13 protein-coding genes are annotated in these 15,309 nt (G+C 71.1%); 7 read left to right on the forward strand and 6 right to left on the reverse strand.

What is annotated here, in order from left to right; all coding sequences use genetic code 11:
• Window positions 1–21: 21 nt before the first annotated feature.
• Window positions 22–546 (reverse strand): helix-turn-helix domain-containing protein, encoded by a 525-nt coding sequence (locus AB0B61_RS38905; protein ID WP_358443170.1) that lies wholly within the window; start codon window positions 544–546, stop codon window positions 22–24.
• A gap of 33 nt (window positions 547–579) precedes the next feature.
• On the opposite strand from AB0B61_RS38905, the gene AB0B61_RS38910 reads away from it, so the two are divergent.
• Entirely contained in the window at window positions 580–1,092 is a 513-nt protein-coding gene (locus tag AB0B61_RS38910) for a nuclear transport factor 2 family protein (RefSeq protein ID WP_358443173.1), read from the forward strand.
• Between the two features lie 71 nt (window positions 1,093–1,163).
• Window positions 1,164–1,793, forward strand: a complete 630-nt coding sequence (locus tag AB0B61_RS38915; protein WP_358443176.1) for a hypothetical protein — start codon at window positions 1,164–1,166, stop codon at window positions 1,791–1,793.
• On the opposite strand, the gene AB0B61_RS38920 is transcribed toward AB0B61_RS38915, so the two are convergent.
• On the reverse strand, window positions 1,790–3,016 hold the full coding sequence (locus tag AB0B61_RS38920; protein ID WP_358443179.1) for an ROK family transcriptional regulator: 1,227 nt from the start codon (window positions 3,014–3,016) through the stop codon (window positions 1,790–1,792). The genes AB0B61_RS38915 and AB0B61_RS38920 overlap by 4 nt on opposite strands.
• Before the next feature lie 83 nt (window positions 3,017–3,099).
• Between AB0B61_RS38920 and xylB the strand changes: the two genes are divergently transcribed.
• The 3 genes from xylB to AB0B61_RS38935 all read left to right on the forward strand — a co-directional run bounded on the left by xylB (window position 3,100) and on the right by AB0B61_RS38935 (window position 6,359).
• On the forward strand, window positions 3,100–4,506 hold the full coding sequence (gene xylB, locus AB0B61_RS38925; protein ID WP_358443182.1) for a xylulokinase: 1,407 nt from the start codon (window positions 3,100–3,102) through the stop codon (window positions 4,504–4,506).
• The gene (gene xylA, locus AB0B61_RS38930) at window positions 4,503–5,660 is read left to right on the forward strand and encodes a xylose isomerase (protein WP_358443184.1); all 1,158 of its coding nucleotides are present in this window, start codon (window positions 4,503–4,505) and stop codon (window positions 5,658–5,660) included. Before xylB ends, xylA begins: the two co-directional genes overlap by 4 nt.
• Before the next feature lie 354 nt (window positions 5,661–6,014).
• Entirely contained in the window at window positions 6,015–6,359 is a 345-nt protein-coding gene (locus AB0B61_RS38935) for an RNA polymerase-binding protein RbpA (protein WP_103962598.1), read from the forward strand.
• A 102-nt stretch (window positions 6,360–6,461) separates the two neighbouring features.
• On the opposite strand, the gene AB0B61_RS38940 is transcribed toward AB0B61_RS38935, so the two are convergent.
• The 4 genes from AB0B61_RS38940 to AB0B61_RS38955 form a co-directional block, all read right to left on the reverse strand.
• Window positions 6,462–6,959: an FxsA family protein gene (locus AB0B61_RS38940; RefSeq protein ID WP_358443187.1), complete on the reverse strand. Its 498-nt coding sequence runs from the start codon at window positions 6,957–6,959 to the stop codon at window positions 6,462–6,464.
• Between the two features lie 128 nt (window positions 6,960–7,087).
• Complete coding sequence (locus tag AB0B61_RS38945; protein ID WP_358443189.1) at window positions 7,088–7,831, reverse strand: polyprenol monophosphomannose synthase; 744 nt, start codon at window positions 7,829–7,831, stop codon at window positions 7,088–7,090.
• 6 nt (window positions 7,832–7,837) lie between these two features.
• Window positions 7,838–9,337 (reverse strand): apolipoprotein N-acyltransferase, encoded by a 1,500-nt coding sequence (gene lnt / locus AB0B61_RS38950; protein ID WP_358443254.1) that lies wholly within the window; start codon window positions 9,335–9,337, stop codon window positions 7,838–7,840.
• An 829-nt stretch (window positions 9,338–10,166) separates the two neighbouring features.
• Entirely contained in the window at window positions 10,167–12,398 is a 2,232-nt protein-coding gene (locus AB0B61_RS38955) for an ATP-binding domain-containing protein (RefSeq protein ID WP_358443192.1), read from the reverse strand.
• A gap of 294 nt (window positions 12,399–12,692) precedes the next feature.
• Between AB0B61_RS38955 and AB0B61_RS38960 the strand changes: the two genes are divergently transcribed.
• Both AB0B61_RS38960 and AB0B61_RS38965 read left to right on the forward strand, forming a co-directional pair.
• Window positions 12,693–13,898 (forward strand): ROK family transcriptional regulator, encoded by a 1,206-nt coding sequence (locus AB0B61_RS38960; protein ID WP_358443195.1) that lies wholly within the window; start codon window positions 12,693–12,695, stop codon window positions 13,896–13,898.
• Between the two features lie 72 nt (window positions 13,899–13,970).
• Complete coding sequence (locus AB0B61_RS38965; RefSeq protein ID WP_358443198.1) at window positions 13,971–15,308, forward strand: ABC transporter substrate-binding protein; 1,338 nt, start codon at window positions 13,971–13,973, stop codon at window positions 15,306–15,308.
• The last annotated feature ends 1 nt before the right edge of the window (window position 15,309 follow it).

The raw sequence follows: 15,309 nt of genomic DNA on the forward strand, positions 1-15,309 counted from the left end.
TTCGGGGCCGCCTCGTCGTCTTCACGGGGCGGCCTCGTCGCGCCTGCCAGGGGCGAGCTCGTCGCGCTTGCCGGGGGCGGAGAGCACCATCGTGCCGGGCCCCTGAGCGGCGCCGGGCCCGCGTACGGCCCGCACCGTGTCCGCGTCGGCCCGGCCCCCGCAGTGCGGGCACGTCACGACCGGCGTGAACTGCTCGCCACAGGAGTGCACCAGCAGCGCGGGCGGCCCGCCGGGCGGGGTCGCCCAGCGGTCCCCCCAGGCCATCAGCGTGAACAGCGCGGGCACGATGTCACGGCCCGCCTCGGTCAGCGTGTACGTGAAACGAACCGGCCGTTCCTGATAGGGCCGCCGCTCCACCACCCCCGCCTCCACCAGGCGCTCCAGCCGCCGCGTCAGCAGGTTGCGCGAGATGCCCAGATCCTCCGCGAGGTCGTCGAACCGGCCCACCCCCAGGAACAGATCCCGCAGGATCAACGGCGTCCACGGCTCGGCGACCACGCCGACGGCCTGAGCGATGGAGCAGTGCATCTCCCCGAACCTGTTCACGACCCCAGCATAGTGGGTTGATAAAGTGAACCCATGACAGTTCACATTCAGGACTCACCTGCCCGCGCCTACCGCGAAGCCGGCGAGGCGAAGAACGTCAACGCGATCATGTCCACCCTGGCGCCGGACGTGATCTTCCACTCCCCCCTCAGCGCCACGGCGACCTTCCACGGCCAGGAGCAGGTACGCGAGCTGTTCACCGCGGCACTGGGCGCCCTGTCCGACCTGCGCTACCACACGGACCTGGGCGACGAGCGAACCCGCGTGCTCGCCGCCACCGCCCGCCTGGGCCGCGAGGAGATCGAGGAGTCGGTCCTGCTGCACTTCGACGACCAGGGCCTGATCAAGGAGATCACCATGTGGATCAGGCCGCTGCCGGGCCTGACCGCCATGATGGCCGCCCTCGGTCCCGCCCTGGCCAGAGCGACGGGCAAGCCGGGCCTGCCGCTACTGGTCGGCGCGGCCACGAAGCCGCTGGCCGCGATGACCCGCCTCGGCGACCGCACCCTGGTGCCCCTGCTCGCCAAGCGAGAGCACCGCTCTTGACATCAGCGCTCCAAAGGGAGAGCATTGCTCACACAAGAGAGCAATGCCCCTCCCCCCTCTTTGGAGTGACCATGAACGCCCGGCTGACCTCTGCGGCCTTCGCCGCCTGCGGTGTGCTGTTCCTCATCTATCCGGCCGTGCGGCCGTCCGGCGACGACGCGGCCGCCATGGCATCGGGCGCGTGGGTGGCCGGTCATCTGGCGGCCATGATCGGCTTCATCCTCACCGGGCTGGCCGTCCTGGGACTGCACCAGGTGCTGGGCGACCGGCTGTCGCTGCGGGCGGCGGTGGTGACATGGGTCGGCGCGGGCCTCACCCTGCCCTACTACGGCGCGGAGGACTTCGGGCTGAGCGTCATCGCCCGCCGCTCGCTGCGCGACCAGGCTCCGGCGCTGATGGAGCTGGCCGCGGAGTTCCGGTTCGGGCCGGTGGCGGTGACCATGTTCGCCGCCGGGCTCGCGCTGCTGGGCGTGGGGGCGGTCATGGCGGCGGTGGCCGTGTGGCGGTCCGGGACGCTGGCCAAGTGGAGCGGGGTGCCGTTCGCGGTGGGGTTCGCGCTGTTCATCCCGCAGTTCTTCGGGCCGTACTCGCTGCGGATCGCGCACGGCGCGCTGATCGCCGTCGGCGGCCTCTGGCTGGCCGTCGAGCTGTGGCGCGCACGATCCACGGCGCCGAACTCACTCATCGAGGTTGGGCGCTAGGAGGACAGCAGGAGCGCCGGGTGGCCGATGACGCGTTCGATCACCACGCCGGCCGCGCCGAGCACCGCGGCGTTCCCCGCCAGCTCCGAGGCGACCACCGGCGGCACGGCGGTACGCAGCGAGCCGCTCCCCTCCCCCAGCGCGGCCTCCACCGCCGGCCGGATCCAGGAGGCCAGCGGCGAGAAGATGCCGCCGAGGACGATCGCGCCGGGGTCGACCAGGTTGACGGCCGAGGCGAGGGTGGCGCCGAGTGCCCGGCCCGCGCCGTCGAGCGCGGCCAGCGCCCGCTGGTCCGAGCGTTCCAGCAGGTCGATGAGCTCCCTGATCGGGCCGTCCGGCTTGGCCGCCGTGGTGGCCGTGACGGCGGGCAGCCCGGCGGCGCGCAGGATGGCGTCCTGGCCGGCGATCTGCTCCAGGCAGCCGCGCCCGCCGCAGGTGCACGGCGCGCCGCCCGGCTCCACGACGAGGTGGCCGAGCTCACCGGCGAACCCGTGCGTGCCGCGCAGCACCTGACCGTCCATGACGATGCCCGCGCCGATCCCGATCTCGCCCGAGACGTGGATGAAGCCGCCGTGCCGCGCGCCGTCACCGAACCACAGCTCCGCCAGCGCCGCCAGATTGGCCTCGTTGTCGTGGGCGGCCGGGATCGGCAGGTCGGGCAGCGCGTCGCGGAGCAGGGCGCTGACCGGGACGTCGGTCCAGCCGAGGTTCGGGGCGCGGCGGACCAGGCCGTTCTCCCGGTCGAGCAGGCCGGGGACGGCGACCGTCGCGCCCGCCACCACCAGGCCCTGCCCGGCGGCCGCGGCGACGGCCTCGGCGGCCAGCCGCCCCAGCGAGGAGATCACCGCCTCGGGCGCACGCCCCCGGTTGTCGAAGGTCACGAGCTGGTGGTAGCGAGTGCGCCGGCCCAGGTCCAGCACGCACGCGGCGAGATAGTCGACGTTGATCTCCAGCCCGAGCGCGGCGGCGCCGTCGCCGTTGACCGAGACGGCGATCCCGGGCCGGCCGCGCTCGCCGCCCTGGACCAGCGCGCCGTCCTGGACCAGCCCGGCGCCTTCGAGCACCGCCAGCAGGTTGGAGACGGTGGTCTTGGTGAACCCGGTCTGCTCGGCGAGCCGGGCACGGGTGACCGGCTGGCAGCGTACGACCTGCTCCAGCACCACGGCGAGATTGCGTTCGCGCATGGTGGCGTGCCTGAGCGGCCCTTCCCTGGGTTTTGTCACAATCTAAGACTAATGGGTCTTCCTGGCGATTCGAGGGTCTGTTACGCTATTTAATCCATACAGTTGACTAATATGGAGTCCTGGTGACAGAGGCACTGGTGGCCGGGGTCGACTCCTCGACTCAGTCGACGAAGATCGTGCTGTGCCGGGCCGGTGACGGCACAGTGGTCGACGAGTTCACGGCCCCGCATCCCGACGGCACGGAGTGCCATCCCCATCATTGGGAGAGCGCGCTCGACAAGGGGCGGCACCTGCTTGAGCGGGCCGCGGCCGTCGCGGTGGCGGCTCAGCAGCACGGCATGGTCGCGCTCGACGGCTCCGGCGAGGTGGTGCGGCCCGCCCTGCTGTGGAACGACACGCGGTCGGCGCCGCAGGCCACCCGGCTGACCGCCGAGCTGGGCGGTCCGGCCCGGTGGGCCGAGCTGACCGGCAGCGTGCCCGTGGCCTCGTTCACGGTCACCAAGCTGCGCTGGATGGCCGAGCACGAGCCGGAGCTGGCCGCCCGCACCGCGGCCGTGCTGCTCCCCCACGACTGGCTGACCTGGCGGCTGGGCGAGCGCCGGGCCCTCACGACCGACCGGGGCGACGCCTCGGGCACCGGATACTGGTCCCCGGCGACGGGAGCGTACCTGTCCGAGTTCGTGTCGGCCGCGATCGGGCACGAGGTCGACCTGCCCCGCGTGGCCGGGCCTAACGAGATCGTCGGGCACCTGCCGGGCGGCGCCGCGATCGGGCCGGGCACCGGCGACAACATGGGCGCGGCGCTCGGGCTCGGGCTGCGGCCCGGCGACGTCGCGGTGTCCATCGGGACCTCGGGCACGGTGTTCGCGGTGAGCGAGGTGCCCGCCGCCGACGCCTCGGGGATGGTCGCCGGGTTCGCGGACGCGACCGGGCGGTTCATGCCGCTGCTGGCCACGCTCAACGCGGCCAGGATCCTCTCCTCGGCGGCGTCGATGATCGGCTGCTCGCTGGCGGAGCTGTCGGAGCTCGCGCTGGCCGCCCCGCCGGGCGCCGGAGGGCTCACCCTGCTGCCCTACCTCGACGGCGAGCGCACCCCGAACCGGCCGGACGCCTCGGGCACGCTCACCGGCCTGACCACGCGCAACGCCACACGCGAGAACCTGGCGCGGGCGGCGGTCGAGGGGCTGCTGTCCTCCCTGGCCGACGCCATCGACCACCTGACCGCGCAGGGCGTACGACCGCGCCGCGTGCTGCTGATCGGCGGCGGCGCGAAGTCCGAGGCGGTACGCCGCATCGCCCCCCAGATCTTCGGCAAGCCCGTCGCCGTCCCCGAGCCGGCCGAATACGTGGCGCTCGGCGCGGCCCGCCAGGCCGCCTGGGCGCTGGCCGGCACGCCCGAACCGCCCGTCTGGACGGCCCAGCCGGTCCAGGAGTACGACGGGCCGCCCACTCCCCATGTCCGTGACCAGTACGCCGAGCTGCGCGACCGTACGGCCGGCTGGCAGCACCACCGAGAGGATCGATCATGAGCGTAGACCCCTACACGCCCACCCCCGAGGACCGTTTCTCCTTCGGCATCTGGACCGTCGGCTGGGCGGGCGTCGACGTGTTCGGACCGGCGACCAGGGCGCCCATGCCCGCCGACCGGGCCGTGCGCAAGCTCGCCGAGATCGGCGCGTACGGGGTGAACTTCCACGACAACGACGTGTTCGACTTCGACGGCCATGACCGCGACGAGCGGGTCGGCGCGTTCCGCAAGGCGCTGGAGGAGACCGGCCTGGTGGTCACCACGGCGACCACCAACCTGTTCTCGCACCCGATCTTCAAGGACGGCGCCTTCACCTCCAACGACCGCGACGTGCGCCGGTTCGCGCTGCGCAAGGTGATGGACAACATCGACCTGGCCGCCGAGCTGGGCGCGCAGGTGTACGTGTGCTGGGGAGGCAGGGAAGGCGCGGAGAGCGGCGCGGCCAAGGACGTCCAGGCGGCCCTCGACCGCTACAAGGAAGCCTTCGACGTACTCGGCTCGTACGTGCTGGACCACAACTACGACCTCAAGTTCGCGATCGAGCCCAAGCCCAACGAGCCGAGGGGCGACATCCTGCTGCCCACCATCGGCCACGCGCTGGCGTTCATCAACGAGCTGGAGCACCCGGAGCTGGTCGGGCTCAACCCCGAGGTGGGCCACGAGGAGATGGCCGGGCTCAACTACGCGCACGGCATCGCGCAGGCGCTGTGGCACGGCAAGCTGTTCCACATCGACCTGAACGGGCAGAACGGCCCGCGCTACGACCAGGACTTCCGCTTCGGCGCCGGCAACGCCCGGGGCGCCTTCTGGACCGTCGACGTCCTGGAGTCCAACGGCTTCTCCGGTCCCATCCACTTCGACTTCAAGCCGCCGCGCACCGAGGACGACGAGGGCGTGTGGGCGTCGGCGGCGGCGTGCATGCGCAACTACCTGATCCTGCGGGAGAAGGTGCGCGCCTTCCGCGCCGACCCCGAGGTGCGGGAGGCGCTGCGGGCGGCCCGGCTCGACGAGCTGGCCGTGCCGACGCTCGCCGACGGGGAGAGCTGGCGCGACGTGCGCTCCTTCACCCCCGACATCGACGCGCTCGCCGCCCGCGGCGCCGCGTTCGAGCACCTGGACCAGCTCGCCATCGAGCACTTGTACGGCGTGCGCTAGACCCGCTGTCCCCCGCCGGTGGGCGCTCGCCCCCGGCGGGGCGGTCTTGACGTCCCTTGGCCATCGTCAGGCGCTCCCGTGCCGCGACCACCATCCGGCGCTACCGTCCCGGATGACAGGGAGCGAGCAAAGGCCGCCTTGCGGTCAGGCCGATTCGTAGACTGTCTCAGGACCACCATGGCTCTCACGTGGCCCGGAGCTCCGAAACGCCGACGGAAGCCCGTTTGCGGGCAACTCCTCGGGGAGAGAGAGATTGGATCACCCCCCAGGGGGGAATCCCATCACGGTACCAAGCGTTACACACCGTGGGAGACAGACCCCTCACGATGGGGGCCCTGTAGGAGGCATTTAAACATGGGCGAGCGCGCGCTTCGTGGCACCCGGCTCGGGGCAACCAGCTACGAGAACGACCGTAACACGGATCTGGCCCCGCGCCAGGACGTGTCCTACACCTGTCCCAAGGGCCATCGCTTCGAGGTTCCGCTTGCCGCCGAGGCCGAGATTCCCGCGACCTGGGAGTGCCGCATGTGCGGCGCTACCGCGGTTCGGGTCGACGGCGAGCAGCCGGAGTCGAAGAAGACGAAGCCCCCGCGGACGCACTGGGACATGCTCCTGGAGCGACGGTCCATCGAGGACCTGGAAGAGGTGCTCAACGAGAGGCTGGCGGTCCTGCGGGCCCAGCGTCGAAAGAGCGCCTGACACCTTCTCACGGTGAAAGCCCCCGGACATCTTGTCCGGGGGCTTCGCATTGCTCGCGGCCAGTTGGGCTTGCCGACCAGTAGAGGCCGGCAGGGCCCGCGATCAGGACGGCTCGCGGTCTTCCTTGATCACTTCGCCGTGCACCACACCGGCGCCGCGCCCGCTGACGTGTCCGTCGACGGGCCCGCCGCCCGGCGTCGGGAACAGGTGCGCGTACGGCGAGGCCGCCGCCATCTTCTTGACCCGGCGGTCGAAGAACCAGGACACCAGGCGCCGCATCGCCGGCCGCGTGACCGGCAGCACGCACAGGAACCCGAGGATGTCGCTGAGGAATCCCGGCGTCAGCAGCAGCGCGCCGCCCACCAGGATCAGGCCGCCGTCGGCGAGCTCTTTGTCGGGCATCCGGCCGGACTGCAGCGCGTCCTGCAGCGCCCGCCAGGCCCTGCGCCCCTCACGCCGTACCAGCCACGCGCCCAGCAGGCTGTCGGCGATGAGCAGGGCCACGGTCGTCCAGCCGCCGATCACCGAGCCGACCTGGATCAGCAGCCAGATCTCCAGCACCGGGACGATCAGGAAGGCCAGGAAAAGCAGGAGCCGCATCGTCTTCCCCAATCCGCACCCGCGACGTATCTAAAGGTCTGAAGGCGTATTCGAAGGACCGTGTACACAACGACAACGCCCGGCGCGCCCGAACCGTTCCGCCGCCACCTGAGGGCGGCCACAGGTTCTCAGCCGCGCTTGCCGCGCAGCCGGGCGGGCAGGCCGGACAGGCCCCAGACGGCGATGCGCCAGAACGACTCGGCCATGACGCGGCTGCTCATCTTGCTCGTGCCGACGGTCCGCTCCACGAACGTGATCGGCACCTCGACCACCCGCAGGCCGTGCCTGGTCGTCCGCAGGGTGAGGTCGACCTGGAAGCAGTAGCCCTGCGACTCGACGTCGGCCAGCCCGATCTTCTCCAGCGTCGCGGCGCGATAGACGCGGAACCCGGCGGTCGCGTCGCGCACCGACATGCCGAGCATGAGCCGCGTGTAGATGTTGGCGCCCCTGGACAGGAGCTCGCGGGAGACGGGCCAGTTGACCACCTTGCCGCCGGGCACCCAGCGCGACCCGATCGACAGGTCGGCGCCGTCGGAGACCGCCTCCAGCAGCTTGTGCAGCTCCTCGGGCTGGTGGGAGCCGTCGGCGTCCATCTCCACCAGCACGTTGTAGCCCTCGTCGAGGCCCCAGCGGAACGCGGCGATGTAGGCGGCGCCCAGCCCTTCCTTGCCCGCCCGGTGCAGGACGTGGACATGGTCGTCCTTGCCGGCCAGCTCGTCGGCGATCTCACCGGTGCCGTCGGGGCTGTTGTCGTCGACCACCAGCACGTGGACGTCCGGCAGGGCGGTCCGCACCCGCTCGGTGATCAGCGGCAGGTTGTCGCGCTCGTTGTAGGTCGGTATGACGATGAGTATCCGGCCAAGAGTCTCCATGATCAGTCATTCCTCACCGGTCGCCTTGCGCCTGACACGCCACGCGGCGACCCCGGCGGCCGCCACTCCCATCAACGCCAGCGCCCACTCTGGCAACGCGCCGATCTGGGTCGCGACCGTCGCCTGGGTGCGCACGGGCACCTTCACCACGTTCATGTCCGCGACGAGCTCGCGGGTCTGCCAGGAGACCTTACCGTCAGGTGTGACGTAGGCCGAGATGCCGGTGGTGGCCGCCGTCACGACCGCCCTGTTGTGCTCGACGGCCCGCAGCTTCGACATCGCGAGCTGCTGCGGCGGCAGGTTGGACTCGGCGTAGGTGGCGTTGTTGGTCTGCACCACCAGCGGCGTGGCCCCGGTCTTGACGGTCCCGCGCACGGTGCCGTCATAGGCCACCTCGTAGCAGTTGACCGCGCCGATCGTCACCGGGCCCATCTTCAGGTCGCCCGGCTTGGTGCCCGGGACCGACTGCCGGCCCACCAGACCGGCCCGCTCCCACAGCGCCAGCACGATCTCCTTGAAGGGTGTGTACTCGCCGAACGGCACCAGCTGCTGCTTGTCATAGTAGGCGCCGGGCCCGGTCACCGGGTCCCAGACCAGGCTGCGGGTCGCGCGGTTCTCCTCGCCGATGGCCACGACAGCGCCGACCAGCGTGGGCACCCCGACGTCCTTCACGGAGTCGTCGATGATCTGGCGGGCGGTCTCGTCCCGGTAGGGGTCGATGTCGGTGGAGTTCTCGGGGAGGACGACGATGTCGGGCTTGGCGAGTTTCCCGTCTCGTACGGCCTGCGCCAGCTTTTTGGTCTCGTTGGCATGATTTTTCAGGACAACGGCGGGTTCGTCGCCCATGACGTACATGCCGCGGCCCGGCACGTTGCCCTGCACGATGCCGATGTTGACCGTGCGCCCCTCGTCGCCCGGCCTCGGCACGGCCAGAGTCAGCAGGGGCACGGCCAGAGCGAGCGCCACCGGCACGAGCCGCCCGATGACGCGCCGGGCGTCCGGAGGCCGCCGCAGCAGCGCGTACGCGAGCAGGGCCCCGCACAGCGCGACGGCGAACGACACCAGCGGCGCCCCGCCCAGCGCGGCGTACTCGGTGAACAGCGACTCGCCCTGGCTGAACGCCAGCCGCGCCCAGGGGAAGCCCCCGATGGGGAACAGCCCGCGCGCCATCTCCATGGCCACCCAGAGCCCGCCGAACCACAGCGGCCACAGCCGCAGGCGGAACACCAGCGCGGCCAGGGCGGCCATCACGGCGTAGAACAGGCTCTCGACGCCGACCAGCATCACCCAGACGTCGTCGCCGATCGTGCGTACCCAGGCCAGGGCGGGGAACAGGAACACGGCGGCGGCCAGGTAGCCGAGCCAGGCGGCGCGCCGGGGGCGCGTGCCGTAGAGGGCGGCGACGATCAGCGTGACGCCGAGCGGCGCGGCCGGCCACCAGTCGATGGGCGGAAAGGCGAGGAACAGCAGTCCCCCACCGGCCACGGCGGCGGCCACCCGAGCCATCAGCACGCGTCCGGACTCCCGCACGCCCCGGCCCACGGGAGCGGACCCGTCGGAGACGGAAGCGGACGTATCGGATGGAGATGCGGACGCGTCCGGGGCCGGAACGGGCGTGCCGGACGGAACAGGCGCGCCCGACGGAGGCGCGGGCGGCACGGGCGGACTGGATTCGGGCGTGGGCGAGTCAGGGGTGTGCGGGGTTCCGCCGCCCGTGGGCGGTGGGCCCGTCTTGTCCTGCACCACGCGGGATTCTCCTCGCCGTTCGCACGCCTGCTTGCGAAAACGCTACCGCCCCCGGACGGCGATTCGGCCCTCGCGGCACCCGGTGATCCGCAAATAGGGGTCCCAGGCGCTGGACGTCCCAGGATAGGGGTGGGCGCGATCGGGCGAGGAGCGGCGGCGAAAGGAGCGGCGGCGAAAGGAGCGGCAGGGTGATCCCGTGACCTGACGGGACCACCCGGCGCTGATGGCGATCCTGCGCACGAGAGGGAAGAGGGCCCGGAAACCCTTCGGACCGGACCCGTCTCGTCGGCGGCGAGCGCGGAATTCCGTTGTCTACTGGGCTCCCGGGCCCGTCCCGGGTCCAACCCCCCGCCCGGTTGGGGTGCCCCGACTCGACGGACCGACGGCCCTGCACCTGGCTGTGTGGACGGAGTCACGCTCCGTCACGGACGCAGGATCCGACGATGTCAGAGACGGCCAACCGGCCAAGTCCCGTGCTGGACTGCGCAGCAAACTACCGACTCCACCTCAGATGTCAACCGTGTCCCGATCAGCAGAAACATCAAGTTTCCGCAGGTAGGACATGCTTGCGTTGTCGCATTAAAGCGATCTAATGCCCATTTGTCGGCCCGGACGCGCGGCTTGGCAAGCCGCCCAGCGCCCCCGACAGGAGGGCTGACAGCGGCCGCTCGTGGACGACGCCGAGCCGCTGGGTGGCCCGGGTGAGAGCGACATATAGGTCACTCAGGCCGCGCGGCGACTGCGAGGCTATCAGGTCCGGCTCGGCCACGATGACCGAATCGAACTCCAGCCCCTTCGCATCGGTCACCCCGAGCACGGCCACGGGGGCGTCGAGCGCCGCGGTGCTCCGAGTGGCGCGGGAGGAGACCACGGCGGCCCCCTCCACCGTGTCGGAGATCACCTTGCCGAGCTCGCCGAGCAGCGCGTCGGGGACCACCACGGCGACCTTGCCGCCCTCCCCGACCTCGGCCTTGACCAGCTCGGGCAGCGCGGACAGCGGCGCCGACCAGGGCTCGGCGCCGATCTCGCGAACCGACGCGGGCGCCTCGAGCGCCGGGTCGATGGTGGCCAGCACGCGGGCGGCGACCTCCATGAGCTCCACCGGCGTGCGGTAGTTGACGGTGAGCCGCTCCTGGCGCCAGCGCCCCGCCACATACGGGTCGAGCACCTGCTTCCACGAGCGGGCCCCGGCCATCGAGCCGGTCTGCGCGATGTCGCCGACGATCGTCATCGACCGGGTGGGCACCCGCCGCATGATCACCCGCCAGGCCATGGCCGACAGCTCCTGCGCCTCGTCCACGATCACGTGACCGTAGGCCCAGGCGCGGTCGGCGGCGGCCCGCTCGGCGGTGGTGAGGTAGGGTCCCTCGCCGCGCTGGCGTTCGGCCAGGCGCTCGGCCTCCATGACGTCGGACAGGCCCGTCAGTTCGAGCACCTCACGGGCGTAGGCGAGCTCGGCCTCACGCTCGTGCTCCGCCGCCTGCCGCGCCGCGGCGAGCTCCTCCTCGGCCTGCAGGGCGCTGGCGCGCAGCACCTGCTCGTCGATCTCGCCGAGCAGTTCGGCCGCCTCGTCGAGCAGCGGCACGTCGGACTCGGTCCACTCCCCTCCCTCACGCCGCAGCAGCGCGCGCTCCTGCGGGGTCAGGGCCGCGGCGGCGTGGTCGAGCCGCTCCGGCGAGCCGTACAGGCCGATGAGCAGCCGCTGCGGGGTCAAGTACGGCCACATCCTGTTCAGCGCGGCCTTGACCGGCTGCTCGGTACGCAGCTCCTCCCGCAGGTCGGCCAGCTCGTCGTCGTCGATGAGGCCCTTGCCGAGCTTCTTGGCCGCCTGCCTGGCCAGGGCGTTGAGCAGCGACCTGACGAACACCGCGCGCGCCTGGTTGTGCGCCCGGCGCGAGCGGATGGCCTTGTTCTTGGCCGATTCGAGCATGTTGCGGTCGATGGTGAGGGTGTAGCGGCCCAGGTTCAGCTCGATGGGCTTGCGGGGCACCCGCTGCCGGTCGCGTACGGCCCGCTCGATCACCTCGGCCATACGGAGGTCGCCCTTGATCGCGGCCACCTCCGGCCGGTCCCTGGCGGTGGCCGTCAGGCCGGGATAGAGCTCGCCGACCGTCGACAGCAGCACGTCGGTCTCGCCCAGCGAGGGCAATACCTGCTCGATGTAGCGCAGGAAGGTGAGGTTGGGGCCGAGGATCAGCACACCGCGGCGTTCGAGGCGCTCCCTGTGGGTGTAGAGGAGGTACGCGGCGCGGTGCAGGGCCACGACGGTCTTGCCGGTGCCCGGGCCGCCCTGGACGACCAGCACGCCGTTGAGGTCGGCGCGGATGACGCGGTCCTGCTCGGCCTGGATGGTGGCGACGATGTCGCGCATCCGGCCGGTGCGCCGCTCGTCGAGGGCGGCCAGCAGCGCGGCCTCGCCGTTGAGCGTGGCGCGGTCCTCGTCGGTCAGCGTGTCGAAGTCGAGCAGGTCGTCGTCGACGCCGATGACCACGCGGCCCTTGGTCTGCAGGTGCCGCCTCCTGGTGAGGCCCATGGGCGCGGCCGGGGTGGCGCGGTAGAACGGCTGGGCCACGGGCGCGCGCCAGTCGATGAGCAGCCGCTCCTGCTCGTCGTCGGTGATGCCGAGCTTGCCGATGTAGAGCCTGCCCTCGTCTACGTGATCGAGCCGGCCGAACACCAGCCCGCGCTCCACCGCCCAGAGCCGCGCCAGCCTGGAGGCGTACATGCCGGCGAACGTGTCGCGCTCCGACCTGTTCTGCAGCGTGCCGACGGCGCCGGTGCCGAGCACCTCCTTCAGCTGGCTCTGGGTGCGTTCACGCAACGCGTCGAGGCGGGCATAGAGGCGGGCGACGTACTCCTGCTCCCTTGCGAGCTCTGTTTGACGAGTTGCCGCCTGACCATTATTGTTGTTAATGGGACACTCCGGGCCATTCTGCTTGTTGTTACAACAAACGACGACATTAGCATGCCTGTTGAGGCACTCCCATCTTCCCGCGCCACATCCCGGCCCGCATCCGGTCACGGCTTGGTTTCACCCCTTGACCGAAACCCTCCGGGCCTCTTAGGTTCGCATCAAGTTAGGAAAGTTTCCTAACTTCGGGTCAAGGGGTGGAAGTTGAGCGGTCCGGTACCAGGTACTCCCAGTCTGCTCCGTGCGATCAATGATCGCGCGGCGTTGCAGGCCCTCCTGGAGCGCGGCCCGCTGACCCGCCCTGAGATCGGCACCCTGACCGGGCTGTCGAAGCCGACGGCCTCGCAACTGCTGTCCCGTCTGCAGGAGGCGGGGCTGGTGGTGCTCGACGGCATCAGGGAGGGGCTGCCGGGCCGTACCGCGGAGGTCTACCGGATCAACCCGGCGGCGGCCTACGTGGGCGCGCTGGACGTCACCCCCGCCCGGATCGAGGCCAGGGTCGCCGACATCACCGGCACGACCGTGGGCTCGTACACGCTGCCCACCCCGCGCCGGCCGGGGGGCGAGCTGGTCGCCAGGCTGCGCGCGGCGCTCGACGGCGCGGGCTCCCCCGGCCCGCTGCGCCGGGTGGTGATCGGCGTGCAGGCGGCGATCGACCCGTCCACCGGCCGGCTCGGCTACGCCACCGCCAAGGACATGCCGGGCTGGCAGATCGGCGACCTGGTGCCGACCCTCGCCGAGGGGCTCGGCGTGCCGGTGTCGGTGGAGAACAACGTCAACCTGGTCGCGCTGGCCGAGATGGCGCACGGGGCCGCCCGCGGCGACTCCGACTTCGTGCTGCTGTGGGCCGATGAGGGCATCGGCTCGGCCATCGTGCTGGGCGGGCGGATGCACCGGGGCGCCACCGGCGGCGCGGGCGAGGTCGGCTACATGCCGACCCCGGGCGCGCCGACGGCCCGCGAGGCGGGCCGCTACGCCAACCACGGCTACCAGGCGCTCACCGGCGGCCCCGCCGTGCTGAAGCTGCTGCGCTCGTACGGCGTGCGCGGCACGGACTTCCGCCAGGCCATCACGAACGCGGTGCGCGCGGCGGACGACCACCAGACGGGCCAGAAGGCCGACGACGCGAGGGCGGGGCTGCGCGACATCGCCGCGCGGCTGGCGGTGGGCCTGGCCGCCATCACCTCCGTCATCGATCCCGGGCTCATCGTGCTGACCGGCGGCGTGGTGCTGTCGGGCGGCGAACCCCTGCGCGAGCTGGTCGAGCACGAACTGCACGCGCTGACCATCCCGCGGCCCCGGCTGCGCCTGTCGTCCGTCGAGGGCAACCCCGTCCTCGCCGGCGCGCTCGACCTCGCCCTCGATCTCGTCCGCGACGAGGTCTTCGGCTCTACGGTCCCTACTCCCTGAGCTACACCAACATGAGTGTTCAACGACATGAGTGTTCAACGACATGAGTAACGCCATGAGGAGGCACCCCCCGTGCGCTTCGTCCCCTTGGCGGCCGCAGGGCTCGCCGTCCTGACTCTGGCCGCGTGTACCGCGGGCAAAGAGGGCGGTCCCGCTCTCGGCTCCCAGTCCAAGCCCAGCGGCACCGCGCCGACCGCGCTGCCGGCCGCCTCCATCGAGCTGTGGCACGGGTTCTCGGCGGACTCGGAGGTGAAGGCGTTCACCGACGCCATCGCCGGGTTCAACCAGAAGTATCCGCAGATCAAGGTCAAGCTGGTCAAGGGCGTACAGGACGAGCAGATCACCCAGGCCGTACGCGGTGGCCGCCCGCCGGACGTGGCCTCGTCCTTCACCACCGACTCGGTGGCGACCTGGTGCAAGAGCGGCGTGTTCCAGGACCTCAACCCGGTGATCAAGCAGGACGGCGTCGACCTGTCGGGCCTGCCGCCGGTCGTGAACGACTACACCCAGTACGAGGGCAAGCGGTGCGTGATGCCGCTGCTGACCGACGCGTACGGCCTCTACTACAACAAGGCCCTGATGAAGGGCAAGCAGCCGCCCAAGACCCTGTCGGAGCTGACCAAGCTGGCCAAGGAGCTCACGGTCCGCAACCCCGACGGCACCATCAAGGTCGCCGGGTTCATCCCGAGCGGCCAGTACTACGAGAACACCGCGGGTCACTGGGGCGCCATGGTCGGCGCCAAGTGGACCAACCCCGACGGCACCTCGGCGATCGGCTCCGACCCCGCTTGGAAGACGCTGCTGAACTGGCAGAAGGAGCTCGTCGACTGGTACGGCTACGCCAACCTGGACAAGTTCCGCAAGAGCCTGGGTGACGAGTTCTCCGGCAAGCACCCCTTCTACCAGGGCAAGGTCGCCATGGGCATCGACGGCGAGTGGCGGGTGGCCATGATCGCCAACGAGGCGCCCAAGCTCGACTACGGCACCGCCCCCATGCCGGTCGACGACGCCAAGCCCGACCTGTACGGCAGCGGCTTCACCGCGGGCACCGTGATCGGCGTGCCGAAGGGCGCCAAGAACCCCGAGGCCGCCTGGGCGCTGGTGAAGTATCTGACCACCGACACCGACGCGCTGGTCACGCTGGCCAACGCCATCCGCAACGTGCCGACCACCAAGGCCGCGCTGGAGTCGCCCGCGCTGAAGAAGGACGAGCACTTCCAGACCTTCCTCGACATCTTCGCCAACCCGAAGACGAGCACGATCCCGGCGCACGTCAACAGCGTGTTCAACCAGGAGGCGCTGCAGGGGTTCATCACCTCGTGGGAGAAGGGCTCGGTCAAGGACCTGGACGCGGGGCTGAAGGGCGTGGACAAGACCATCGACGCCAAGTTCAAGCTGTCGGGCGGCTGAG

This window comes from Nonomuraea sp. NPDC049158 (assembly GCF_040648335.1).
In the GTDB taxonomy this organism is placed as follows: domain Bacteria; phylum Actinomycetota; class Actinomycetes; order Streptosporangiales; family Streptosporangiaceae; genus Nonomuraea.

Coding starts and splice junctions, on each gene's coding strand:
- xylA (WP_358443184.1), top strand. CDS start 4,503: ATGAGCGTAGACCCCTACACGCCCACCCCCGAGGACCGTTTCTCCTTC.
- AB0B61_RS38910 (WP_358443173.1), top strand. CDS start 580: ATGACAGTTCACATTCAGGACTCACCTGCCCGCGCCTACCGCGAAGCC.
- AB0B61_RS38915 (WP_358443176.1), top strand. CDS start 1,164: ATGAACGCCCGGCTGACCTCTGCGGCCTTCGCCGCCTGCGGTGTGCTG.
- AB0B61_RS38940 (WP_358443187.1), bottom strand. CDS start 6,959: ATGCGGCTCCTGCTTTTCCTGGCCTTCCTGATCGTCCCGGTGCTGGAG.
- AB0B61_RS38935 (WP_103962598.1), top strand. CDS start 6,015: ATGGGCGAGCGCGCGCTTCGTGGCACCCGGCTCGGGGCAACCAGCTAC.
- lnt (WP_358443254.1), bottom strand. CDS start 9,337: ATGGCTCGGGTGGCCGCCGCCGTGGCCGGTGGGGGACTGCTGTTCCTC.
- AB0B61_RS38945 (WP_358443189.1), bottom strand. CDS start 7,831: ATGGAGACTCTTGGCCGGATACTCATCGTCATACCGACCTACAACGAG.